Origin of the sequence: Pseudomonas sp. MONT-RG-20F-20-E-7-02 (genome assembly GCF_022662395.1) — a bacterium.
Classification (GTDB): domain Bacteria; phylum Pseudomonadota; class Gammaproteobacteria; order Pseudomonadales; family Pseudomonadaceae; genus Aquipseudomonas.
The window spans coordinates 24,077-45,815 of the sequence record NZ_JAKNQN010000017.1 but is presented as its reverse complement, the minus strand read 5'-3'; the positions used below and the strand labels follow the sequence as shown (position 1 = coordinate 45,815).

Below are 21,739 nucleotides of genomic sequence, written 5' to 3'. Positions count from 1 at the left end.
ATTTGGTCTCCAGCAGCCTTGAATCAGCGCACTCCTCAGGCCTTGTCTACACTCAACTACACCCCAGGAGAGTAAGCGCTCGGCGACTCGCCGGCACAGGAGTGCTCGATGTCTCCCCGATTTCAGTGCAAGCAGCGCGGCGCCATCGGCTTAATGGCCGTCGGCGTATTGGCGGTGGTATTGGCCTTTACCTTGCTGGTGGTCGACAGCGGCCGCCTGTACCTGGAGAAACGCAAGTTGCAGGGCGTGGCAGACACCGCGGCGCTGGAAGCCGTCAGCCGCAATGGCACCTGCGTGGCGGGCCTCAGTGCGGCGTCTTATGCCGGGCAAAGTGTGGCGCGCAATCATTTCGTGGTGGGTAACGGCAACACGCTTGTCACCCAATGTGGCTCCGTCACCACCGGCGCCTCGGGCCAGCGCACGTTCAGCGCCAACCCGGCGCTGTCGTCGGCTATCCAGGTGGTTGCCAGCAAAACCGTAACGACCAGTGTGGCCGGCGGAATCTGGTCGCTATTCTCCGGCAACTCGGTCAGCCTCAATACGGTATTGAGCGCTACGGCGGTGGCCGCCAAGCCCACGCCAACCTTGGCCCAGTTGACCATCAACAGCATGTTGGCCAGTGTCGACACCACCAGCTCCAACCTGCTGAACCCGCTGTTCAGCGGCTTGCTCGGCGGCAACGTCAACCTGACACTCGCCGGCTGGAATGGCCTGCTCAACACCAATATCAGCCTGCTCAGTTACCTCGACCAGTTGGCGATCAACCTGGGCGTGTCCGCCGGCAACTACACCCAACTGCTCAACACCAATGTCACTGCCTCGCAGTTGATCCAGGCGGCGATCACGGTGCTGACCGCCAACGGTGCGACTGCAGATGTCTTGACCGCCCTGGGCAGCCTGAAAATCGCCGCGATCAACCAGGCGCCACTGACCCTCGGGAAGATTCTGCAGCTGCAGACGGGCACCACGTCTGCGGCGCTGAATGCCAACTTGCAGGTGTTCCAACTGATTCAGGGTGTGGTGCAGCTGTCCAACAGCCAGAGCGCGGCCGCCGCAACCTTGCCGGTCAGCTTGCTGGGGCTGGCGAATATCACCACCCAAGTGAAAGTGATTCAACCGCCGCAGTTGTCGGCCATCGGCGATCCGGCGCTTGCCGTCGCCAACCCCACAGGCCCGAATGCGATTTACGTGCGTACCGCCCAGGTGCGCACCCAGGTGACGGTCAGCTTGCCGGTGCTGAGCAGTTTGTCGGGGCTGACCACGGCCGTGAATGACTTGGTAGGCCCGCTGACTCCGGTACTCAGCGGCCTGTTGAGCTTGAACCTGGTGACCACGATCAACTCGACCTTGTGTTTGCTGGGCGCCGGCTGCCAGCAGTTGGATCTGCTGGTGTTACCAGGCAACTTGCCGCTCAGTATTGTGCTGGATGCCGGGGGCGCCAGCAGTTATGTCACCGCCTACAGCTGCCCGACCGGCAACGCGGGCACTAAAAGTGTGACAGCCCACACCTTCACCTCGCTCGCTTCGCTGAATGTGGGCAACATTACCAATACCTTTTCGTCCACGCAGCCGATGTCAGTGGCGCCTATGGCACTGGTCGATATTGGCACCAAGACCTGCCATAAGATTCTGGGTATTGGCTCTTGTGACCCCCGCGTACCGTTTGGCGCAGGTGGTCTTGCGATCCAGGTACAAAGCAAAATCGCTGGGAGCAACAGCATCCAGGACTTGACGTATTCCAGCACCACGCCGTTCGCCACGCCACCGAATGTGGGGCTCCCGCCGACCTATCAGGCAGCTGCGTCGGCAACCAATCTGGTAAGCGGGGTTTCCACTGCACTTAACGGCGTGAGCATTACGGCTTTCCAGCCATCAGGGGGGAACCCATTGGGTATATTGGCGCCGACCGTCGCCTCGCTTATCGGCGGCGTCAGCGCCATTGTCACGCCGGTGGTGGATAACCTGCTCGGCCCGCTGCTCAACCCGATCCTCAACAACCTGCTGAATATGCTGGGCATCAGCCTGGCGAACGTAAACGTCGGCGCCAACCTGACCTGTGGCCAGACCGGCGAAGCCTACCTGGTGATTTAAGCCTCGGTGGCCCTGGGCAGTTCCACACAAAAGCGCGCGCCGTATTCGCCGTTGCTGACGCTCAAGCGCCCGCCCATGTTTTCCACAATGCCGTAGCTCACCGACAGGCCCAGCCCGGTGCCCACGCCAATCGGCTTGGTGGTGAAGAACGGTTCGAAAATCCGCTCGAGCAAGCGCGGGTCGATGCCGCCGCCGTTGTCCTCGACCCAGATGCGCACATGGCGGCTGTCGTGTTCGGTGTGCACGGCGATCCACGGGCGCAACGCCGGGTTTTTCTCGCGTTGGCCCAGCAGGGCGTCGCGGGCGTTGACCATCAGGTTGATCAGCACCTGTTCAAGCTGGTCGACGTAGCCTTTGACCTGCACGGGAATGTCCGCCTGGGTCAGGCGCACGTCCACGCCTTTGCCGCGCAGGCCTTCGCTGAGCAGCGACAAGGTGCCCTCGACCGCCTGCGCCGGGTCGAAGGGTTGCTGTTCGACTTCCGAGCGGCGCCCAAACACACGCATATGGTCGACCACCCGCGCCGCCCGCTGCACCTGGGCATCGATGCGCTGGAGTTTTTCGGTCAGGTAATCGATCTGCGCATCGCCATTGCTCAGGCGCTTGAGCACATTGACGATGGCCATGCGCATCACGTTCAGCGGCTGGTTGATCTCGTGGGCCAGGCCTGTGGCCATTTCGCCAAGGGTGGCCATTTTCGCGCTTTGCGTGAGTTGCTGTTGGGAGCGGCGCACTTCGGTGTTGTCGCGGCCCACCGCCTGCACCTCGACCAAGGCGCCGTGCTCGTCAAACACGCCACGGTCAGACCACACCCACCAGGCATGTTCGCGCCCGGGCAGTTGCAGGCTGATTTCGGCGGTGCTCACCGGAAACTCCGGCGTCAGTTGCTGAATGCGCTGCACAAATGCTTCGCGCTGTTCGGCCGACAGCCAGTCGCCCAGGTTCAGCCCGCGCAACTGAGCGGGTCGGCATTCCAGGTAGTTGGCCAGCGGTGTGTTGCCGAAGGTCAGGGTCAGGTCCGGGCGATAGCGGCAGATCATCGCCGGGGAATCTTCCACCAGGATGCGGTAACGCTCTTCGCTGTCCTTGACCTGTTGCGCGGCCAAGGTCGCGTCAGTGACGTCCAGCCACAGGCCAATCGCTTCCACTGGCACACCCAAGTCATCGCGCAGCAGCTTGGCTTCGTCGAGCAGCCAGTGGTAATCGCCGTGTTTATCCTGCACCCGATAACGACTGCGCACACTGCCTTCGCGCAGCAGTTGGCGGGTGCGCTGGAAGTACAGGTCGCGGTCGTCGGGGTGCACCCATTGCACCAGGTTGTCTAGGCTGCACTCGGCGAGGGTGCGGCCCAACAACGGCAGCAGGCTGTCACTGAAAAACACCGGCAGCAGCGCACCGTTTACGTAGCGTTGCACGTAGATCACCGCCGGCGAGCTGGCAATCAGGTTGTCCAGGCGCGCGTGGGCGGCGTCGGCTTGCACCTGCTGGTTCTTGATGTCGCTGATGTCGAGCATGAACCCGACCCAGCGTCGCTGATCACCCTGGCCCAGCACTTGGCCCTGCACGCGATACCAGGTCGGCGGCTGGGCGCTGTTGCCACGGTGGAGGCGCACGCTGGCGAGCAAGGGCTTGCCAAGGGTTTGCAGGTCACGCAGGCGGCTGTGCAGTTCCTGGCGGTCGGCGGGGTGGATGAGTTCCAGCCAGGCGTCCAGGGGCTGGCGGGTCGGGGCTTGTTCCGGGCCGAGGTTGCGCATCAATTGGGGCGCGAGTTGGATCTCGCCGCTGGCCGGCAACAATTCGAACCAGCCAGTGCCCAGCAAACCTTGCAGGGCTTCCAGGCGCTCCAGTTGTTGATGATGGCGTTGTTCGCGCAGGCGGCTGAGCAGTGGCGCAGCGAGGGCGGCGGCGAGGTTCAGCCAGTCGCGGTCGCGCATCTGCGGCTGGCCGCTGTAGGCCCCGCATAGCAACCACGCGGCGACGCCTTGGCCATCGCGATACGGCACCAGAAAGCCATCGGCATTGCCGAACACGCTGTGCAAGCGCGGGTACTCGCCGCGACCATAAGGCGCCTGCAAGCTCAGCGGCGTGGTGCCGTTGAGGCTGTCCAGGCACGTACCGAGGCGCTGCCCGTTGTGCCAGAACATCGGCGCGTCATGGTTGGCGTACTGGCTGTAGATGATCCAGCCCTGGTCTTCCTGATCGAGCAGTGCGAGGGCCGCACACGGGATGCGCCAGCGCTGTGCCACGCTGGCCAATTGTTCGTTGAACACCTCGGGCAATCGGCTGAGGCTGCACACGCGCAGGTGCTCACTGACCAGGCTGGCCAGTTGCTGATTCTGTTCACGCTGCTCGGCCAGGTGGTGGCCATTGAGCAAGTCGCCGATATCCATGGCATGCAGCAACCAGCCGCTGTCGTGGGCTTCAATCGTGCCGCGGGTCTGCAGGATTTGCCCCGCGACGCCCTGGAAATCCAGGTCGAGGCTATGGCGCTGCCAATCGGCGGGCACGCCTTCAACCGTCAGCGCGCTATGGGGGCACAGCAGGTCTTGCAGGTACGGCGAGTCGGCGTACGGCGCCAGCTGCTGGCGCAGCGTGCCGCTGATATCGAGCACACGGCCTTGCGCGTCCAAATGCACCTGCAACCCGGCAGACGCCGGTGCCGGTGTGTCGACGGCCAGCGCGCTGCTGCGGCCGAGCAGGCGCCCGAAAAGTTTGTCCCCCGAGGTCAAAACTGCAGGCTCGAGGTGGCCTGCAGCGTCGCCGGCAACTGCGGCACGGTGCCGATGCCGGGCAGGACAATAAAGGGCATCACCGCCTGCAGGTTGGCCGTGGGGTAGTTGATTTGCACAGACAGCAAGCCGCCGACGAAGGTGGTGGTGACTTGGTTGGCGTTAAATTTGTACGTGGAGGGAATCCACACCAAGCGATTGATGACGGCGGTTTTGGCGGTGCTTTGCACGGCGGCCTGATAGCCGGTCATGGTGGGGTCCAGCGCCACGCTCAGGCGCACGGCTTCGGCGGTGGCCTGGTTGAACGACTGCAACAGCAGCAGCGGCAGGCTATAGCTGACCATGCCGTAGAACACGGCGAAAAAAATCACGAACACAGCAATGAACTCGATTGCTGCCGCGCCTTTTTGCTTCTTCGGGAGGCTTGTTCTCATCACCGCGTCTACCCTGACGGCTACTACTTGATATCAGCATAGAATCAATCGGCAAAAAGGGATGTTTTTTACGTGATCAACGGCGCAGTGGTGGTGGTGTGGTTGGTGCTGTGTGCGGTGCAGGATATTCGGCAGCGATTGCTCGCCAATCGCCTGACGCTGGGCGCAGCGCTGTTGGCGTTGATCTATGCGCTGTGGACGGGCAGCACTTGGCTGGGCGCGCCAGCCGGGCAGGGTTTTCTGGCATTTTTTCTGGCGCTGCTGCTGACCTTGCCGGGTTACGCCCTTGGCCGCCTGGGCGCGGGGGATGTGAAGCTGCTCGCGGCATTGGCGCTGGTGTCGGATGCCGAGTACCTGCTGTGGTCGTTTGTAGGGGCTACGGTGGCCAATGGGCTGTGGATTTTAAGCGCGCCAACACTAATCCCGCTTATGAGTCATGGGCTTAAGGAGAGCATGGGTTATCTGGTGCCGGAGCCGTCAAAAAAACTGCCCTTTGCGCCGTTTCTATTGGTGGGTTTTGCCTCCGCCTGGTTTTGGATCCATTAGTCGCCAGCGGGTATTAACGCTATGTACATAGTCGGAAAGTACGTCTACGTTTAATACATAGATGTACGGGAATATGTGTCGTCAAGGATCAGTCAAACATTTGGCTCGCTAGGCATGGAGTAGCGCGTGAACAAGCTTACCTCTGCGGTAAAAGTGCTCGTTGTCGATGATCAACCGCTGATCGTGGAAGAGCTCTGTGAATTTCTTGAAAGCCGCGGTTTCCGCTGTGTTCCGTGTGAATCCAGCCAACAGGCCTTGAAGCGCTTCAGCGAAGACGCCGAGATCGGCCTGGTGCTCTGCGACCTGCACATGCCGGAGATGGACGGCATCGAGCTGGTCCAGGCCCTGCAAAAGGTCGCCGGTAAGCAGCGTGCCTTCGAGGCGATCATGCTGACCGGTCGCGCCGACAAGCAGGATGTGATCAAAGCCCTGCGTGCGGGGATCGCGGACTATTACCAGAAACCCATCAACCTCGATGAATTGCTCGAAGGCTTGCAGCGCCAGGAAGCGGCGTTGCAAGAGCGCAAGAAGGACCTGCAACTGGGCAACTTGAACCAGAAGCTGCAGTTCCTTTCCGAGTCGATCAACGACCTGTACCAGGACCTCGACAAAGTGCGCAGCAGCCGGCCTGGGCTGGACAGTGAAGAACTGTCGGCCGAGGACGTGGGGGCGGTGGAAATTCCGGCAATCTTCAACCAGTTGTCGCCGCGCCAATTAGACGTCGCGCGGCTGGTGGGGAAAGGGCAGACCAACTATCAGATTGCCTGTGAATTGGGCATTACTGAAAACACCGTGAAGTTGTATGTGTCCCAGGTGCTGCGCTTGACGCACATGCATAACCGCACGCAATTGGCGTTGGCGTTGTCGCCGAATAATTCGGCGCTGCGTCAGCGGGTAACGGCACACTGATTTTGCAACAAACGTGGGAGCGGGCTTGCCCGCGATAGCGGTAGATCAGTCACAGATAGGGTGGCTGACACTCCCTCATCGCGGGCAAGCCCGCTCCCACATTTAGAGAGTGGCCTGGCAGAAATTTACTCAATTACTCCCTTCGGTTTTCCCGCCCACCTTCTGCTCGAAATACTCCGGAATTGGATACTTGTAGCTGTCCAGAAACCGCTGGTTGGCTTTGTCGCGTTCGGCCGCCGAGGCTTTCTGCGGCTTCTGCGACGCGGCGCTGCCCGTAGACTGCAACGTCAACCATTGCTCGGTGAGCGCCTGCTGCGGTGACGACGGGCCGGGTTCTATGGCCATGACGCTCATGGGCAACGCGAGCACGGCCAGGCTGGCGAGATAAGGCAGGTTCATCATCAATTCCTCGGGTTGCTTGCAGCGTCACTGACGGTGGCGACTTGATCCTTGGCCTTGGCGACAGATGCGCTTGAGCCCTTGAGTTTCTCGGCGCGGGCCTGGGCTTCAGTGACTTGTTCGGGGCTCAAGCTCATCTGGCTGACCAGTTGCGCCGCCTGTTTCCACTTGTCCTGATAGATCAGCAGGGTCACCAGGTTGACCGCGGCCAATGGGTCGCTTTGCTTGAGTTCCATGGCGGTCATGAATTCAAAGCGCGCGTCTTCCAGGCGCAGTTGGTTGAGGTAGACCACGCCCAGGTCATTGCGGATTTTCTCGTCGGTGGGCGCCAGCCGGGCCGCGCGTTGCAAGTGGGCCATGGCTTGCACGTTATCGCCCTTGGCCGAGGCGATTTGCCCCAGGCCGTGTTCGCCTTCGGCGGCCATGCAGGTGCCGACCAGGCTGCGGTACAACGGCTCGGCTTCGCTGCGCCCGAGCAGGCGATAAGCCTTGGCCTGGCGCAGGCGTACCTGGGGCAGATTCGCCGGCAGGCTTTGCAAGTTGGCGAGGCTGGCGTGCAGCTTGCCGTCGCCGGCCATTTCATCGGCCAGGTTCAACGACAGTTCCTGCTCGGAGCTGGGCTTGGGGCAACTGCCGGTGGCCAACAACGCGTCCCACGGGGCTTGGCCGTTGCTGGCACAACCGCCCAGCAGCAACAGGCTACAACCGGCTATCAAGGCTTTCATCGGGCGCTCCTCATAAGTTACTCAAGGCTCGGGTGATGCCGATAAAGGCCGGCCCCCCGAGCACGATCAGCAAGGCGGGAAACAAAAACACCATCATCACCACCGACATTTTTGCCGACATCTTCGAGACGAATTCCTGGATGCGTGTAAGGCGTCGGTCATCGAGCAATTGCTTGAGCGACAGCAACGATTTCATCGCGCCACCGCCTTGCTGAACCAGTTGCTGGAGGATGGTGCAGGTGTCGGTGAATTCATCCACGGCCAGCAGGCGGGCGGTTTTGCCCAGCTCCTCGCTCAGCTCCAGGCCGGAGTCGACCCGTGTGAGGATCAGGCGCAGTTCAAAGGTCAGCGCGGGCAACAGGCGTTGCGCTTCGGTACTCAATACGCGCAGCGCTTGTTCAACCGCCATGCCGGATTCGAACAGGATGCGCAGCAGCGGAATGAAGGTCGACACCTCGCGGGAGATCCGCAGCTGCCGCGCCTTGGCCGCCCTGGCCAGGATGCGTTTGGGCAACAGGTAGCCGATGCCCAGGGCCAACAGCGGCGCCAGCCATGGCGAGGCGAGGTGAGGAAAAAGTAATTGCTGGCCCACCAAGGTAATCACCAACAGCAGCAACGGCGTGCCGACCTGGAAGGCAGCGAACATCGAGCGCTGGTTGGCTTTGCGCCAGCCGACGCGGTTGAGCAGCACCTGGGTTTCGTTGTCCAGGCTCACCGAGCGTTGCGCGAGCGGGCTGCTGCCCAGTTGCCGCATCAGCGTGCCGAACCGGTGTTCACGCGCCATCTGGCCCTGCAAGCGTTGGGTGACCAGACGCTGGCCGCGCCGGTGTTTGAGCAGGTTGGCCAGCACCAGCAGCAGGGCGGCGGTAAACAGTACAGCGCTGATCAGCAGTGCAATCGCCATCTCATACGCTCCGCAACATGCGCCACAAGGTGAAGCACCCCAGCAGCTGCATGATTAAGGCCACGAACAACAGGATGCGCCCGGTGCCGTCGTCCCACATGGTCATCAGGTACGCGGGGTTCACCGCCAGGAAGTAGCCAATCATTGAGATTGGCAGGGCGGTGAGCACATACGCGGTCACCCGCGTTTCGCCGGTCAGGGCGCGCAGCTGGCGGGCGGCTTGCTCGCGCTCGCGGATCATCTTGATCAGGTTTTCCAACAGCTCGCTGGCATTGCCCCCGTAGCGATGGTTGACCTTCAAACCCAGCGCGAACAGGCGAAACTCATCGCGCTCGTAAAATTCGGCAAAGTCGTGGGCCGATTCCGGCAGGCTCACGCCCAGCTGCACATTGCGGCGGATGCGGCCCATGGCTTGTTGCAGCGGGTCTTCAGTGATCTCGATACCGCCCAGCACCGCGTCGGCCAGGGTGCGCCCGGCCTTGAGGCTGCGCACGGTGTGGTCGAGCAATTGCGGCAGCTGTTCGATCATGCGCTTGATGCGCCGTTGATAGCGCCAGGCGATGTACACGCGCAGCAGCAGGGGCGGCAGCACCAGCATCACCAGCAGGCCGAGCCAACCGGCCACCAGCAACCCCAACACCACGCCCAGGCGCCACACGGCCAGCCACAGGCCGAGGTTGTCACTGGGCTTGCCCAGGCCGGCGCGCAGGAACATGCGTTCTACGCCGCTCCACTGTCTGTTCTCTTCGACCAGCTGCGGCTGGCCTTCGGCAAGGCGGCCGAGCACGCGTTCGGTCTGGGCGCGGCGCAAACCGTTCTGGAAGGAGCGAATCGACAGGCCGATCAGGATCAGGCAGATGAGCAGCAGGATAGCCCCGGTCATGGTTGCGTCCCCTTCAAGGCAGTATCGGTTCGCGGCGCAATTTTTCGCCGGCCGGGTTGACCGCCTCGCGCAGGAAGCCGAAGCCGGTGCGCCGGTCATGGCGGAACAGGGTGTTGGTCACGTACACGTCTTCACGGATGCCCACCACCTCGACCACTTCGCTGACGCAACGTCGGCCATCCGGCAGGCGGGTCAGTTGGATCACCACATCCAGCGCCGCGCAGATCATCTGCCGCAGGGTTTTCTCCGCCACCACGCGGCCGGTCAAACCCACCAGCGTTTCCAGGCGCAGCAGCGCATCGGCGGCGTTGTTGGCGTGCACGGTACTCATGGAACCGTCGTGGCCGGTGTTCATCGCGGTGAGTACGTCGAGTACTTCCACGCCGCGAATCTCACCGAGGATGATGCGGTCGGGGCGCATCCGCAGGGCGTTGCGGATCAGGTCGCTGGCCTTGACCTCGCCGTGGCCCTCGGCATTCGGCGGGCGGGTTTCCAGGCGCACCACGTGTGGGTGGCCCAATTGCAGCTCGGCAACGTCTTCGATGGTCACCAGACGTTCATGCGGGTTGATCAACTGACTGAGGATATTCAGCAGCGTGGTTTTACCCGTGCCGGTGCCGCCGCTGATGAGGATGTTGCAGCGCTTGCCCACCGCTTCCTGGAAGAAATCGAAGATGTTCTGGTCGATGGTCTGCATCGCGACCAGGTCGCTGCTTTTGAGCATGTCCTTGCGAAATTTACGAATCGACAGGCATGGCCCGTCCAGGGCAATCGGCGGGATGATCGCGTTGACCCGGCTGCCATCGGGCAGGCGCGCATCGACCATCGGCGACGACTCATCCAGGCGCCGGCCCAGGGGCGCCAGAATGCGTTGCATCACGCGCTCCACGTGGTGGGCGTCGATAAATCGCAGGTCACTCTGGTGCAGCAAACCGTCACGTTCGATAAACACCCGGTGCGGGCCGTTGACCAGAATCTCGGTCACCGACGGGTCGCGCAGCAGCACTTCCAGCGGGCCGAAACCGGTCAGCTCATCAACGATTTCTTCGGCCAGGCGCTCCATCTCGTAGCGGGAGATTGCCAGGTGCATGCGGTTGATGTATTCGGCGACTTTGTCGATGACAAATTGCGCCAGCAGCGGGCGCGAACCCTCGAGCAAATTTTTCCCCGACTCTTCGATGGCGTCGATGATGTAGCGATGCAGCACCAGTTTCAGCCCGTCGTGGTCGGTGTTGCCACCGACGCCGCGAGCGGGTGCGCCGAAGAGTTTTTCGCCGTTCATTTGCCGGATCCGATCAGGCGTTCAAACCAATTGTGTGACGGCTTTTTCATGCCTTCCGAACGTTTTGCCAGGCGGTCGCCCAGGGTTTTCAGGCCGTGGGTCAGGGGTTCTCGCGGGGCCAGGGCGAACAAGGTTTGCCCCTGGTTTTTCGCGTTCAGGCGCACTTCCGGGCTCAGCGGCAACACGGCGATCACCTCCAACCCATAGCTCTTGCTCAGGGCCTCGGCGTCGGGCGCGCAGTTTTTGATATAACGATCCACCAACAGCTTGGCGTGCTCCAGTTTCATGCCTTTTTCGCGCCACTGGTTCAGCACCGCGAGGTTGCGACGGCAGTCCAGCACGCTTTGGTCGGTGCACCAGAGCAGCTTGTCGCAGTGGCTGACAAAGGTGCGCAGCGCTTCGCTGTCCGGCTGGCCGGCAAGGTTCACCACAATGTGCTGGAAGTGTTGGCGCAAGGCGCTGAGCAACATGTACAGCTCGGCGGCGCTGGTCTGCTCCAGCGGCTCGTCGTTGGAGGCGTAGGCGAGGATGCGCAGGCCGTCTTCAGCGGAGGTAAACGCGCTGTTGATCAACGTCGCGTCCAGCCGCCGCAGGTGGCGCAGGGCATCGCCGAAATTGAACGAGCTTTCCAGGCCCAGCAGCGCCAGGCTGTCACCGCGGGGCAGGCCCAGGTCGAGCAGCAGGGTTTGCTGGCCGCTCTTTTGGACGACCAGCGCCAAGTGGCTGGCGAGCAGCGCGCCGTCGGCATTGCTTTGGGTGCCGTACAGCACGGTGAGGCCGCCCAGTTGCGTGTTGGTGGTCACCGGCGGCAGGCGTTTACTCAGGCGGCGCACCAGCCCGGCGACTTCGCTGGAGCGTGAACCGTAGGCGACAAAATCCCGTGCGCCGGCACGCATTGCATTGAGCACCAACTGGTTGTCCATGCCGTCGCCGAGGGCGACGATGGCCAGCATCGGCTTGGCTTCCAGCGCGCCTTCGATCAGCGCGCTCTGGGCTACCACGTGCTCGCGATCGAGGCCGACAAACACCAGATTGGCGAAGGTCACGTCGACCAGGGCCAGCAGTTCGTCGAGGGTGCCACTGCCGGCGCTGACCACTTGGCCAAGCGGCGCCAGCGCGCCCTGCAGCCATTCCAGGTCGGTGGTATTACGGGTGATTGCCAGGAAGGTCTGGCTCAGGCTATCGCTCATTGAGACAACCCATTGTTACGGTCGAAATTGCCGTTTTCGAGGAAGTACAGGCGGTACCAATTCGGGTCGTAGTTGCGCAGGTTCTCGCCGGGCAAGGACGGTAGCTGCGCGTTGGCAGCCAATGGCTGCACCAGGTGCGGAGTGACGATCATCAGCAGTTCTTTGTCCTGGCGGTTGACGGAGGAATCGCGAAAGAACGCGCCCAGGATCGGGATGTCACCCAGGCCAGGAAACTTGCTGATATTGGTGGTGTTATTGCTGCTGATCAGGCCACTGATCACGAAACTTTCGCCATCGGCCAGCGACACGGTGGTGTCAGTCCGGCGGATGGTCAGGGCCGGCACCTTGATGCTCTGAATCACCAAGGCGTTGGTGTAATCCAGCTCGCTGACTTCCGGTGCCACCTTGAGGGAAATCCGGTTGCGGTCGATCACGGTGGGGGTCAGGGTCAGGCGAATGCCGAACTCTTTGTACTCGATGGAAATGGTATCGCTGCCACTGCTGGGCACCGGGATCGGTATCTCGCCACCGGCCAAAAAGGTCGCGCTTTGCCCACTCATGGCCACCAGGCTTGGGCGCGCCAGGGTGTAGGCAAAGCCGCTGCTTTCCAGGGCGTTGATCATCGCCGAGACGCGCCCGCCGCCGAAGCCGATATTGAATTGGTCAGCGCTCACCGGCAGCTTGAAGGTGCTGGGAGTGGGAAATAACAGGTTGGGGCTGCCGAGGAAAAAGTTCTTGCCCATGCCCAGGATCTTGGTGCTGGCTTCCTTGAGCTTGGTGCGGCTGACCTCGACAAAACGGATATCGGTCTGCACCTGGCTGGGTAGAGAAGGGTCATCCGCTGGCGCCAGTGACAAGCTGGTCAAGGCGGCGGTGGCCTTGCCCTTGACGAACACCATACTCTGGCGCGGTGTAGTCGAGCAGGCGGTCCAGACAAGCACGCTGGTAGTGCCGGAAGCGATGCCGGTGAGCAGGAAACCGCGATCGCCATTGAGGTGGACGTCGGCGATTTTCGGGTCGCCAATCGCCAGGCGCGTGATCGCCACCGGCAACCGCAGTTCTTGTTGCAAACCCTCGCCGACCGACAGCGCGGCGGGCAATTGGCCGAGGCTGGCGCAGTTGCCCGTGGCGGCCACAGCCAGGCCCACGGCCAGGTTCGACAGCAGCAGGACACAGGCGATTTTCAGCGTGAACACCGGTGCGAAACGTCGGGTCATGCACAGCATCCTTGTTCAGTCGGGCGTTGTTTGGGTTGCTTGGTTGCCGCGTATCACCTCGACACCGGTGCGGCGCGGTGCGCTCTGGGCGACTTTTTTCGGGGCTTGGGCGAAGGCCAGCTGGGTGAATTGGTAGAGGTCGCGGTTGGCGCTTTGCAGCTTGGCCGGCGTATCGCTTTCGCCGGCCCAGTAGTGGCTCAACAGGCGTTCGTCGCTGCTGCGCACGGCCAGGCGCAAGGTGCCGGCCTGGGAGGCGAGCATCAACCGGCTCAGCAGTTGCTCGGGCACCGCCAGCACCACGGTGCGGGAGGGCGCGCGGCGTTGGGCTTTTTCTTCGGCGGTCATCGCGGGCGGGGAAGCAGGGGTGCCGTCGTTGGTCAGGCCCAGTTGGTCGCCGACGCTGAGCAGGCGCATGGCGGGGACGACCACTTGCGCCGATTGTTCGAGGTTGGCGGTGTCTTGGCGCAGGTACAGCAGCACGTCCACATAGTCGCCGGGGCTCAACTGGCCGGCAGCGCCGATCACTTCATCAACGGCAACGGCCAGGGCGCGTTCATCCGGGCGAATCATGCGTGCCAGCGGGCCGCCGGGGGTGAAACTTTCCTCGTTGAGCCAGGTGCCGGCCTGCAGTGCACGCCACGGGGTGCGGCCGATGGCCTGGTCAACACTGGTCATGCTGCCGGCGGGCACGGTGCGCAGTTTTTCTACGATAAGGTCAGCGGCATTCAGGGCAACAAAGGGCGGCACATCATGGGCCAGCACCACCACCGGTTGGCGGGTCTGGTCTTCAACCACGGCGACGGCTTTTTCGGCAGGAGCGGTTTGTGGCGGTGGCGGTGGTGCCGGAGCGGGCTCACGGCTGAGTACCAAGCCCCAATAACCGGCAAACAGCGCGCCGACCAAAAGCACACCGGCCAGTATCATGCTCAGACGCGTGTTCATGACGGCTCTCCTTTTCCTGTTGCACCACAACCCGTCTATCCGAACAGGTCAAATCCGCAACCCGGCTGCTATGAACAGTGGACTAACTATTTCGCTATTTGAAGGTAGTTCAGCTAGGACGAAATGCCATTACTGACAGAAAGATTTCTTTGACGGGCAAGACTCAGCCTTTGAAATCACGGTTTTAAGGCGTCAGCAAAGCACCCACTACTTTGTGATTAATCCGTTCTTACAGTTGTGAGTGCGGGGTTTGTTGACAATGCTCAGATGGCACATCGCAATTACTGTGCAGCACCGAGCTAGGGCGCCTGGCCGCCCAGGGAGCAGTACGATGATTCTTGATTTCCTGATTAGACTTCACGTCCAACTTCAGTTGTTTTTTCAGCGCAAAGACGGCGCGACGGCAATTGAATATCTCATTCTCGTGGCGATTGTAGCGTTGGTGATACTGGCAGCTGGTACTACGCTGAAACCACAGATCACCGCCTTCTTTACCAAGATCACCACCGCCATTACACCGACAAATTGATGATCGGGCGCGCAGTCGCCAGAGGAGCAGTGTCATGATCCTTGATCTACTGATGAAACTTCATGTTCAACTGCAGTTGCTGTTTCGTCGCGAAGACGGTGCAACCGCCATTGAATACCTTATTCTCGTGGCAATTGTAGCGCTGGTGATACTGGCTGCAGGGACTACGCTGTCGCCACAGATCAGTGCGTTGTTTACCAAAATCACCACGGCTATTACGCCAACGTGATCGTGCAGACGGCATTCTGTGAGTACTTTTATGATTGATTAGCAAGGCCAGGTAGTACCCATGAATGCTGCATCCGCACCTTTTCGCCAACAAATCCTGTTGGTGGACGACGAAGAAGATGCCCTCGTAGAACTGGCGGAGTCGCTGGAGAACGAGGGCTTCGTTTGTTTTACCGCCACCTCCGTCACCTACGCGCTGCAGGAGCTGACCCTGAACCCCGACATCGCGCTGGTCATCACCGACCTGCGTATGCCCGAGGAAAGCGGCATCTCCCTGATCAAACGCCTGCGTGAACACACCGACCGCCAACACTTGCCGGTGATCGTGATGTCGGGTCATGCCGAGATGGATGATGTGAGCGACATGCTGCGCCTGCAGGTGCTGGACCTGTTTCGCAAGCCCATCTATCTGTTGCGGTTGATTGATACGCTCAACAGCCTGTTTCCACTGAGAAAGACTCACCTGTAGGTGCGAGCTTGTTGTAGTAAGCGGGCTTGTACTGGCCAGCGGGCTTGTTGTGGCGAGCGGGCTTGCCCCGCGTTGGGGCGCGAAGCGGCCCTGACCCAGGCACCGCATTTCTCCAGTTAGAACTCATCGGCAGGTTTTGGCGCTGCTTCGCAGCGCAACGCGGGGCAAGCCCGCTCGCCACAAAAGGTATTCCCTCCATTCACAGCTGATAGCTGAAGCTCAGCGTATACCGCGGCCGCCGGTTGAAGCTATCCAGCGCTATGTCCGACATCGGCTTGGCGGCTTCCAAGGCAATGTTGTAGTACTTGTTGTCGCCAAAGCGCAGGCCTACCGCCGCCGATGACATGTCATTGCCTTTGACCGGCAGCTCGTTGAACCAGGTCTTGGCGCGGTCGAGTACCACATAGGGTTGCAGCACCCGCACCCAATCGCCGGCGCGGTTGAAGCTGTAGTTGACCTCATACGCCACGCCCCAACCCTTGTCGCCCGAGCCCTGGTCATCCGGGTAGCCACGGCCGAAATTCTGCCCGCCGAAGGTCGCGCGTTCACTGTCGGGCAAGGTGTTGTCGCTCCAGTAGAACGCACCCGAGAGCACGCCCTGCCAGTTATCGAAGAACTTGTCGCTCTGCACGCCGGACAGGCGCAGGCGGAAGAAGTCCAGGTCAGGTTTTGTACCCTCCAGATCACTGCGCGTCGTGGCGCCCAAACCATTGATGCCTTGATACAAACCGGCGCTGAGAATACGCAATTGGCGCGTGTCGGACTTGCGCCAGTCGCCCTCGAACGCCAGCGCGCGCAAGTTGGTTTCGATGTCGAAACGGTTGGGGTAGCCGACCAGTTGATAGCGGGTGGTTTGGTCCACCGCGTACAGGCGCGTGCCCAGGGTCAAGGATTCGTTGGGCGAGGCGATCAGCGGGTGGCTGAGGCCGATGGTGTAGCGGTCGATCGACTGGTGCGGCTTGAGTTCGAAGCCGCCGTCGAGCTGGATGTTGCTTCTGGGGTCGGCACGATAACGCTCGGCGCCCAGCGCCAGTTGGGTGCCCTCGGCATTGATGAACTGGCTGTAGCCCAAACGGTAATAGTGTTCTTTGTCGTCGCCCGGTGGGAACAGGCCGCTGACATTCAACTGCTCGCCCATGGACGTCTGCGAATTGCTGGTGGCGGTGAGCAACGCCTGCGTGCCGCCACGGTTTTCGTCGACCAGGCTCATGCTGGTGGTGAAGGGCTTGCGGCTGGCCTGGATCGTCATGTGCGTGCCGCCATCGGTGGTGCCGGGCGGTGGCACTTGGGCCTGCAAGGTTACGCCAGGAATACGGCCCATCAGCGTGGTGTAGCGCTCGAAGGTCTTGCGGGTCAGCGGGCGTTCGGCGAGCAGTTTATTTGCCAGTTTGTCGACGTAGGCCGACACCGAACCGATGTCGCCGCTTTGCTGGTAATCCTTGATGTAACCCTCCACCAGTACCACACGCACCAGGCCGTTTTCGAAGGTCTGTTGCGGCAGGAATGCGTAGGACAACAGGTAGCCGTCATCCTGGTAGCGGCGCGTGATGCTGCGGGTGGCTTCGATCAGTTGCGCAAGGTTGGTCTCATGGCCAATCAACGGCGCGTAGGCCTTGGCGGTCTCGTCCAGCGGGTAGATGGTGCCGCCATCGATCTGCAGCTTGCGGATGGTGACTTTGGTGTCCATCAGTAACGGCTGGCCTTGGGTGGCCGGCGCCTCGGGGACCTGGGTCTGGGGTGTGACCGGTCGATAGGCATCGGCGGGCAGGTTGGGCACCGGCAGGTTGCGGATGGTGTCGTTGCTGTTGAGGAAGCTGGGAAGGGTCTCGGCCTGGACGTAGGCACTGAGGGTGAGCAGTAACAACGGCGTCAACACGCGCATAGGACACTCCATGGTCAAACTGCAGCAGCGTTTCTGGCCCGCCGGGTTCTGGGACGCGGTTCGGGAGAGCCAAGCATTAGGTTTTGAAACAAGCCCCATAAAAAAGACGAGAGACTTATAGGGTCTCTCGTCTCAACCAAGCGTAGGCGCTGTAGGGGAGGCCGTCTAATCGGCCAGGTGCAATTCTATTTTTTACCGGTCAGGCCGTTTAACAAACCGCCCAGGCCGCCGCTTGTACCGGTGCTTGCACTGCCACTGGCCGACGCGTTGGCACCGACGCTCAGGCCACCGAGCAAACCGCCACCGCTGCTGGTGCCACCGGTGACCAAACCACCCACCGAGCCCACGGTGTTGCCAACGGCGGTGACGGTGGTGCCTACAGCGTTAGTGATCGGGTTGGCGTTGGCTGCGGTCAGGTTGGCGCCGATACCGCTGACTGCGCCGCCGACTTGAGTCACCAAACCGTTGACCGGTGCGCCGATGCCGGTGGTGGTGCCGATGTTTTGCGTCAGGTTGGCGACACCGGAGGTCACAGGGTTGAGTGCTGCGCCGACGTTGGTGGCCAGGCCCGCTACCGGTGCAGTGGCGGCGGTGTTGGCCACGCCGTTGCCGCCGATGAGGGTGCCGAGGGAGGCAACCGTATTGCCCAGTGCCCCACCGGTGACACCCGCTGCGCTGATGGTGCCGTTGGTGTTGCCGACATTCAGGCCGTTGCCCACGTTGGCGACCAGGCCGCCGACCAATTCAGGCAAACCGGAAGTGGGGCCAGTCGAAGCCGGATTGATATAGCCGCTCGACTTATCGAGTGCCGAGCCGGCACCGGTCAACACGCCGCCCACGATTGTGCCCAGAGGGTTGCCCGCACCGCCGGCGCCGGCGACTTGGATGCCCGCACCATTGAGGGTGGAGCCGACTTTATCCAGCAGGCCGCCGACCGGGTTGGCCAGGCCAGTCTTGTCGCCGAGGTTGCCGGTAGTGTTTTCCACCAGCGACACGACGGGGACCAAGATTTTGCTGCCCACGGTGTTCGTCAGGGAACCCAGTGGGCCGGTAGTGCTCGCGGTGCTGAGGGTGTCGCCGAGCATGGTCACAGCCTGGCCGACTTTATCGACGACGCCGCCTGCTGCATTACCCACGCCACCGGTCAGCCCGCCGACGACAGGAATACCGCCGAGGGTGGTGCCCAGGGATTTGCCGGTGTTCGATACGCCGGTGCCCAAGTCGGCAACGCCGTCACCTACACCTGCGACGGTGATGCCCAGTGAATTGCTGTTGGTGCCCAGCGAGCCCAGGCCCGCAGTCACGCCGGTACCGATGCTGGTCACGGCATTGCCAGTCGCAGTGACCAGGCCGCCCGCGGTTACACCGACGATAGGTACGCCGGTCAAGGTCGAGCCAAGATCACCCACCGCTGCGCCGACGTTACCCACGGTTGTGCCCAGGGTGCCGGCAATTTGGCCGGTGACCAGCGGGGTAGTGGTCGAACCGGTTCCGCCACCTGTGCCGCCGCCAGTGCCACCACCGGTTCCGCCACCGGTTCCACCACCCGTGCCGCCGCCAGTGCCACCACCCGTGCCGCCGTCAGTACCGCCACCAGTGCCACCGCCCGTGCCGCCGTCAGTACCGCCACCGGTGCCACCGCCTGTGCCGCCGCCAGTACCACCACCGGTTCCGGCTCCTGCGTCAGGGGAAGAGGCCGCCACACTGCTGTGATGTCCGCCACCACCGCTGCTGCAGCCACCGAGGCTCATCGCCATGATCAGGGCCAGCGCGGTACTTGCTTTCCATAGCACTACTTGAGTTTGAGTTTTCATGATTGAGTTCCCTTGCACCTGTACAACCTTGGTTGTTTCAAACGCTCGTTACTTCTAGGGATAGCGATGCGTTTGTCCGTGTGGCTATCACAGACCCAGGTACTCTTTCTCGCAACGCTCAACTTGGTATTAACGATTTATATACGGGGGGGCTGGCAGCGCTTAGCGACTAATACCAAGGGTGTAAAGGGAGGATGTATCAAGATATATATATATGTTTTATATCAAGGGTTTAAATAAAAAAAGCGGACCTGATAAGGTCCGCTATAACTTTGGGTGTATATATACAATTAATCAGTGCTTTTCAGGCAATGGGCTGCCATTTACCGCGCATATGTTCAATATCGCCGGCGCCCTTTAACAGCAACTCGCCGCTGGAGCCGGGTGCACTCGCCAGCAAAATAACTTCACTGGGCAGGCGCACCGGTTTTTTAAACTCGACCACGATTTCAATATTGGCGGCGGGCAAGTGTTCGCCCAGTGCGGCGAGGGTGTGCGCCTTGTTCCACAACCCATGAGCAATGGCTTGGGGGAAGCCGAATAGTTTGGCGGTCAGGGCGCTCAAATGGATCGGGTTGTAATCGCCGGACACCCGGGCATAGCGGCGGCCGATATCGGCAGGGGCTTTCCAGCGGGTCAGTTCAGTGACCTGCGTGGGGCTGGGCAACGCGTTATCCGTCGGCTCGCCCTCGAGCTTCACGCCCCGGCAGAGCATCTGGCTTTCGGCTTCCCACAGCAGGCCGAGGGAATCCTCGACCGTTGTGATCACCTCAAAGGTTGCACCCTTGGCGTGCGGCTTAAGGTTTTGCGCGTGCACCGCCACCGTCAACTCGTTCAGCGCGCCCAGCGGCCGGTGAATGCGGATACGGTTACTCAGGTGAATCAACCCCAGCAACGGGAACGGAAAATCTTTTGCGGTGAGCAATTGCATCTGCAGGCCGAACGCCAGGATATGCGGGTAAGTAGCCGGCAGGATGGGGCTGTCGGCAAAGCCGCAGACGTTGCGATAGGCCGCCACCGCCTTGGCGTTGACACTCACCCGGCAACGCAATCCTCGCTCGGGCAACGTGCTGCCGGTGATCTTGCGCTTGAGGGCCGCGCGCCAATACAGCGGCGGCAGAAACGGGGTACTGCCTAAGGTCTGCCATTCCATGCTTATGCTCCCAGCAGGCTCTGCCCACACACCCGCAATGCCTGGCCGGTGACTGCGCCGGAACCCGGCTGGCCGAGCCAGGCCACCGCTTCGGCGACGTCCTGTGGCAAACCGCCCTGGCCCAGCGAGCTCATGCGTCGCCCGGCTTCGCGCAGGGCGAACGGAATGTGCGCGGTCATCTGGGTTTCAATAAAGCCAGGCGCCACGGCATTAATGCTGATCCCGCGCTCGCCCAGCAACGGCGCCCAGGCCTGGGCCAGGCCGATCAGCCCGGCCTTGCTCGCGGCATAGTTGGTTTGCCCGCGGTTACCGGCGATGCCACTGATGGAGGCCAGCAAGACCACGCGGCCGTTGTCGTGCAAGGTGCCGCTGTCGAGCAGCGCCTTGGTCAGCACTTGTGGGGCATTGAGGTTGACGGCCAGCACCGCGTCCCAGTATTCCGGGGTCATATTGGCCAGGGTCTTGTCGCGCGTGATGCCAGCGTTGTGCACCACGATATCGATGCCGTCCGGCAGGTGTTCGATCAACTGCGTGGCCGCGTCTTCGGCGCAAATATCCAGCAACACACTGCGTGCGCCCAGGCGTGCAGCCAGGGCTTCGAGATCCGCCTTGGCCTGGGGCACATCCAGCACGATGACCTCGGCGCCATCGCGCGCCAGGGTTTCGGCGATGGAGGCGCCAATACCTCGGGCGGCACCGGTGACCAGCGCCTTGCGCCCGGCCAGCGGGCGAGTCCAATCCTCGACCGGCGTTGCGCAGGCTTGCAGGCGAATCACCTGGCCGGAGATGTAGGCGCTTTTCGGCGAGAGGAAAAACCGCAAGGCGCCTTCCAACTGGTCTTCGGCGCCTGCACCGACATACAGCAGTTGCAGGACGCCACCGCTGCGCAGCTCCTTGGCCAGGGAGCGACTGAACCCTTCCAGGGCGCGCTGGGCACTGGCGGCGAACGGGTCGCTGAGGCTTTCCGGCGCGCGCCCCAGAATCACCAGGTGCGCGCTGTGATCGAGATTTTTCAGCAGCGGTTGAAAGAATTCGCGCAGTTGCTTGAGTTGGTCGGTGTGCTGCAAGTCGCTGGCATCGAACACCACGGCCTTGAGTTTGGGGCCATGTCCGGGAATCCATGCGGGCGCGCCCAACGGCTCGGCGCCATAGCTGTAAATCGCGTCGGTGAGCTTGTTGGCAAAGGGCAGCACCTTGGCCGCCAGCGCACCGCCGCCCAGCAGCAACGCGCCTTCTACCGGGCGCAGGCGCCCGGCCTGCCAGCGTTCCAGGCGTACCGGTGACGGCAGGCCAATGGCGGCGACCAAGCGATGGCCGAGGCTTGAGTTGGCGAAGTCGATATAACGGTCAGACATGGAACGCTCTCCGAAGGCTGGGGTTCAAAGGGTTGACCACCCCGGTGCGGTAGTCGTT

General features: G+C 61.9%; 20 protein-coding genes. 6 read left to right on the top strand and 14 right to left on the bottom strand.

Annotation, left to right across the window (positions count from 1 at the left end):
* Window positions 1-108 precede the first annotated feature (108 nt).
* Window positions 109-2,091, top strand: coding sequence for a pilus assembly protein TadG-related protein (locus tag L8I05_RS28520; RefSeq protein WP_242176518.1), 1,983 nt, complete (start codon window positions 109-111; stop codon window positions 2,089-2,091).
* On the opposite strand, the gene L8I05_RS28515 is transcribed toward L8I05_RS28520, so the two are convergent.
* Entirely contained in the window at window positions 2,088-4,820 is a 2,733-nt protein-coding gene (locus tag L8I05_RS28515) for a PAS domain-containing sensor histidine kinase (RefSeq protein ID WP_242176517.1), read from the bottom strand. The genes L8I05_RS28520 and L8I05_RS28515 overlap by 4 nt on opposite strands.
* On the bottom strand, window positions 4,817-5,254 hold the full coding sequence (locus L8I05_RS28510) for a TadE/TadG family type IV pilus assembly protein (protein ID WP_242176516.1): 438 nt from the start codon (window positions 5,252-5,254) through the stop codon (window positions 4,817-4,819). The genes L8I05_RS28515 and L8I05_RS28510 overlap by 4 nt, the downstream gene beginning before the upstream one ends.
* A 72-nt stretch (window positions 5,255-5,326) precedes the next feature.
* On the opposite strand from L8I05_RS28510, the gene L8I05_RS28505 reads away from it, so the two are divergent.
* Both L8I05_RS28505 and L8I05_RS28500 read left to right on the top strand, forming a co-directional pair.
* Complete coding sequence (locus L8I05_RS28505; protein WP_242176515.1) at window positions 5,327-5,800, top strand: prepilin peptidase; 474 nt, start codon at window positions 5,327-5,329, stop codon at window positions 5,798-5,800.
* Window positions 5,801-5,926: 126 nt separating this feature from the next.
* A complete protein-coding gene (locus L8I05_RS28500) occupies window positions 5,927-6,709 on the top strand; it encodes a response regulator transcription factor (protein ID WP_242176512.1) in 783 nt (260 codons plus the stop codon).
* A 129-nt stretch (window positions 6,710-6,838) separates the two neighbouring features.
* Here the strand turns inward: L8I05_RS28500 and L8I05_RS28495 are convergent, their stop codons facing one another.
* The 8 genes from L8I05_RS28495 to cpaB are packed head-to-tail and all read right to left on the bottom strand — an operon-like array spanning window position 6,839 to window position 14,251.
* Window positions 6,839-7,108, bottom strand: a complete 270-nt coding sequence (locus L8I05_RS28495) for a DUF3613 domain-containing protein (RefSeq protein ID WP_242176488.1) — start codon at window positions 7,106-7,108, stop codon at window positions 6,839-6,841.
* Window positions 7,109-7,110: 2 nt separating this feature from the next.
* The gene (locus L8I05_RS28490; RefSeq protein ID WP_242176486.1) at window positions 7,111-7,833 is read right to left on the bottom strand and encodes a tetratricopeptide repeat protein; all 723 of its coding nucleotides are present in this window, start codon (window positions 7,831-7,833) and stop codon (window positions 7,111-7,113) included.
* Window positions 7,834-7,843: 10 nt separating this feature from the next.
* A complete protein-coding gene (locus tag L8I05_RS28485) occupies window positions 7,844-8,737 on the bottom strand; it encodes a type II secretion system F family protein (protein ID WP_242176475.1) in 894 nt (297 codons plus the stop codon).
* 1 nt (window position 8,738) lies between these two features.
* Window positions 8,739-9,620: a type II secretion system F family protein gene (locus L8I05_RS28480; protein ID WP_242176473.1), complete on the bottom strand. Its 882-nt coding sequence runs from the start codon at window positions 9,618-9,620 to the stop codon at window positions 8,739-8,741.
* A gap of 13 nt (window positions 9,621-9,633) precedes the next feature.
* Window positions 9,634-10,902 carry a CpaF family protein gene (locus tag L8I05_RS28475; protein WP_197625605.1) on the bottom strand — a complete coding sequence of 423 codons (1,269 nt, stop codon included), beginning with the start codon at window positions 10,900-10,902 and terminating at the stop codon, window positions 9,634-9,636.
* Complete coding sequence (locus L8I05_RS28470; protein WP_242176457.1) at window positions 10,899-12,092, bottom strand: pilus assembly protein; 1,194 nt, start codon at window positions 12,090-12,092, stop codon at window positions 10,899-10,901. Before L8I05_RS28470 ends, L8I05_RS28475 begins: the two co-directional genes overlap by 4 nt.
* Window positions 12,089-13,309, bottom strand: coding sequence for a type II and III secretion system protein family protein (locus L8I05_RS28465; RefSeq protein ID WP_242176455.1), 1,221 nt, complete (start codon window positions 13,307-13,309; stop codon window positions 12,089-12,091). The genes L8I05_RS28470 and L8I05_RS28465 overlap by 4 nt, the downstream gene beginning before the upstream one ends.
* 15 nt (window positions 13,310-13,324) lie before the next feature.
* A complete protein-coding gene (gene cpaB, locus L8I05_RS28460; RefSeq protein WP_242176446.1) occupies window positions 13,325-14,251 on the bottom strand; it encodes a Flp pilus assembly protein CpaB in 927 nt (308 codons plus the stop codon).
* Window positions 14,252-14,582: 331 nt separating this feature from the next.
* On the opposite strand from cpaB, the gene L8I05_RS28455 reads away from it, so the two are divergent.
* Genes L8I05_RS28455 through L8I05_RS28445 form a run of 3 tightly spaced genes read left to right on the top strand, consistent with a single transcriptional unit; the run spans window position 14,583 to window position 15,477 of the window.
* Window positions 14,583-14,780, top strand: coding sequence for a Flp family type IVb pilin (locus L8I05_RS28455; RefSeq protein ID WP_242176435.1), 198 nt, complete (start codon window positions 14,583-14,585; stop codon window positions 14,778-14,780).
* A 34-nt stretch (window positions 14,781-14,814) separates the two neighbouring features.
* Window positions 14,815-15,009, top strand: coding sequence for a Flp family type IVb pilin (locus L8I05_RS28450; protein ID WP_197625595.1), 195 nt, complete (start codon window positions 14,815-14,817; stop codon window positions 15,007-15,009).
* Between the two features lie 60 nt (window positions 15,010-15,069).
* Window positions 15,070-15,477, top strand: coding sequence for a response regulator (locus L8I05_RS28445; protein WP_242176432.1), 408 nt, complete (start codon window positions 15,070-15,072; stop codon window positions 15,475-15,477).
* Window positions 15,478-15,676: 199 nt separating this feature from the next.
* Here L8I05_RS28445 and L8I05_RS28440 read toward each other — a convergent pair whose 3' ends face one another.
* The 4 genes from L8I05_RS28440 to L8I05_RS28425 all read right to left on the bottom strand — a co-directional run bounded on the left by L8I05_RS28440 (window position 15,677) and on the right by L8I05_RS28425 (window position 21,681).
* Entirely contained in the window at window positions 15,677-17,359 is a 1,683-nt protein-coding gene (locus L8I05_RS28440; RefSeq protein WP_242176424.1) for a POTRA domain-containing protein, read from the bottom strand.
* A 185-nt stretch (window positions 17,360-17,544) separates the two neighbouring features.
* Window positions 17,545-19,173 (bottom strand): collagen-like triple helix repeat-containing protein, encoded by a 1,629-nt coding sequence (locus L8I05_RS28435; protein WP_242176410.1) that lies wholly within the window; start codon window positions 19,171-19,173, stop codon window positions 17,545-17,547.
* Between the two features lie 304 nt (window positions 19,174-19,477).
* On the bottom strand, window positions 19,478-20,326 hold the full coding sequence (locus L8I05_RS28430; protein ID WP_242176401.1) for a MaoC/PaaZ C-terminal domain-containing protein: 849 nt from the start codon (window positions 20,324-20,326) through the stop codon (window positions 19,478-19,480).
* Between the two features lie 2 nt (window positions 20,327-20,328).
* Window positions 20,329-21,681 carry a 3-oxoacyl-ACP reductase gene (locus L8I05_RS28425; RefSeq protein ID WP_242176398.1) on the bottom strand — a complete coding sequence of 451 codons (1,353 nt, stop codon included), beginning with the start codon at window positions 21,679-21,681 and terminating at the stop codon, window positions 20,329-20,331.
* Window positions 21,682-21,739 lie beyond the last annotated feature (58 nt).

What these genes read in the sequence shown, in the direction of transcription:
- L8I05_RS28520 (WP_242176518.1), top strand. Translation starts at nt 109, where the DNA reads ATGTCTCCCCGATTTCAGTGCAAGCAGCGCGGCGCCATCGGCTTAATG.
- L8I05_RS28510 (WP_242176516.1), bottom strand. Translation starts at nt 5,254, where the DNA reads ATGAGAACAAGCCTCCCGAAGAAGCAAAAAGGCGCGGCAGCAATCGAG.
- L8I05_RS28495 (WP_242176488.1), bottom strand. Translation starts at nt 7,108, where the DNA reads ATGAACCTGCCTTATCTCGCCAGCCTGGCCGTGCTCGCGTTGCCCATG.
- L8I05_RS28490 (WP_242176486.1), bottom strand. Translation starts at nt 7,833, where the DNA reads ATGAAAGCCTTGATAGCCGGTTGTAGCCTGTTGCTGCTGGGCGGTTGT.
- L8I05_RS28485 (WP_242176475.1), bottom strand. Translation starts at nt 8,737, where the DNA reads ATGGCGATTGCACTGCTGATCAGCGCTGTACTGTTTACCGCCGCCCTG.
- L8I05_RS28480 (WP_242176473.1), bottom strand. Translation starts at nt 9,620, where the DNA reads ATGACCGGGGCTATCCTGCTGCTCATCTGCCTGATCCTGATCGGCCTG.
- L8I05_RS28475 (WP_197625605.1), bottom strand. Translation starts at nt 10,902, where the DNA reads ATGAACGGCGAAAAACTCTTCGGCGCACCCGCTCGCGGCGTCGGTGGC.
- L8I05_RS28470 (WP_242176457.1), bottom strand. Translation starts at nt 12,092, where the DNA reads ATGAGCGATAGCCTGAGCCAGACCTTCCTGGCAATCACCCGTAATACC.
- L8I05_RS28465 (WP_242176455.1), bottom strand. Translation starts at nt 13,309, where the DNA reads ATGACCCGACGTTTCGCACCGGTGTTCACGCTGAAAATCGCCTGTGTC.
- cpaB (WP_242176446.1), bottom strand. Translation starts at nt 14,251, where the DNA reads ATGAACACGCGTCTGAGCATGATACTGGCCGGTGTGCTTTTGGTCGGC.
- L8I05_RS28455 (WP_242176435.1), top strand. Translation starts at nt 14,583, where the DNA reads ATGATTCTTGATTTCCTGATTAGACTTCACGTCCAACTTCAGTTGTTT.
- L8I05_RS28450 (WP_197625595.1), top strand. Translation starts at nt 14,815, where the DNA reads ATGATCCTTGATCTACTGATGAAACTTCATGTTCAACTGCAGTTGCTG.
- L8I05_RS28445 (WP_242176432.1), top strand. Translation starts at nt 15,070, where the DNA reads ATGAATGCTGCATCCGCACCTTTTCGCCAACAAATCCTGTTGGTGGAC.
- L8I05_RS28440 (WP_242176424.1), bottom strand. Translation starts at nt 17,359, where the DNA reads ATGCGCGTGTTGACGCCGTTGTTACTGCTCACCCTCAGTGCCTACGTC.
- L8I05_RS28435 (WP_242176410.1), bottom strand. Translation starts at nt 19,173, where the DNA reads ATGAAAACTCAAACTCAAGTAGTGCTATGGAAAGCAAGTACCGCGCTG.
- L8I05_RS28430 (WP_242176401.1), bottom strand. Translation starts at nt 20,326, where the DNA reads ATGGAATGGCAGACCTTAGGCAGTACCCCGTTTCTGCCGCCGCTGTAT.
- L8I05_RS28425 (WP_242176398.1), bottom strand. Translation starts at nt 21,681, where the DNA reads ATGTCTGACCGTTATATCGACTTCGCCAACTCAAGCCTCGGCCATCGC.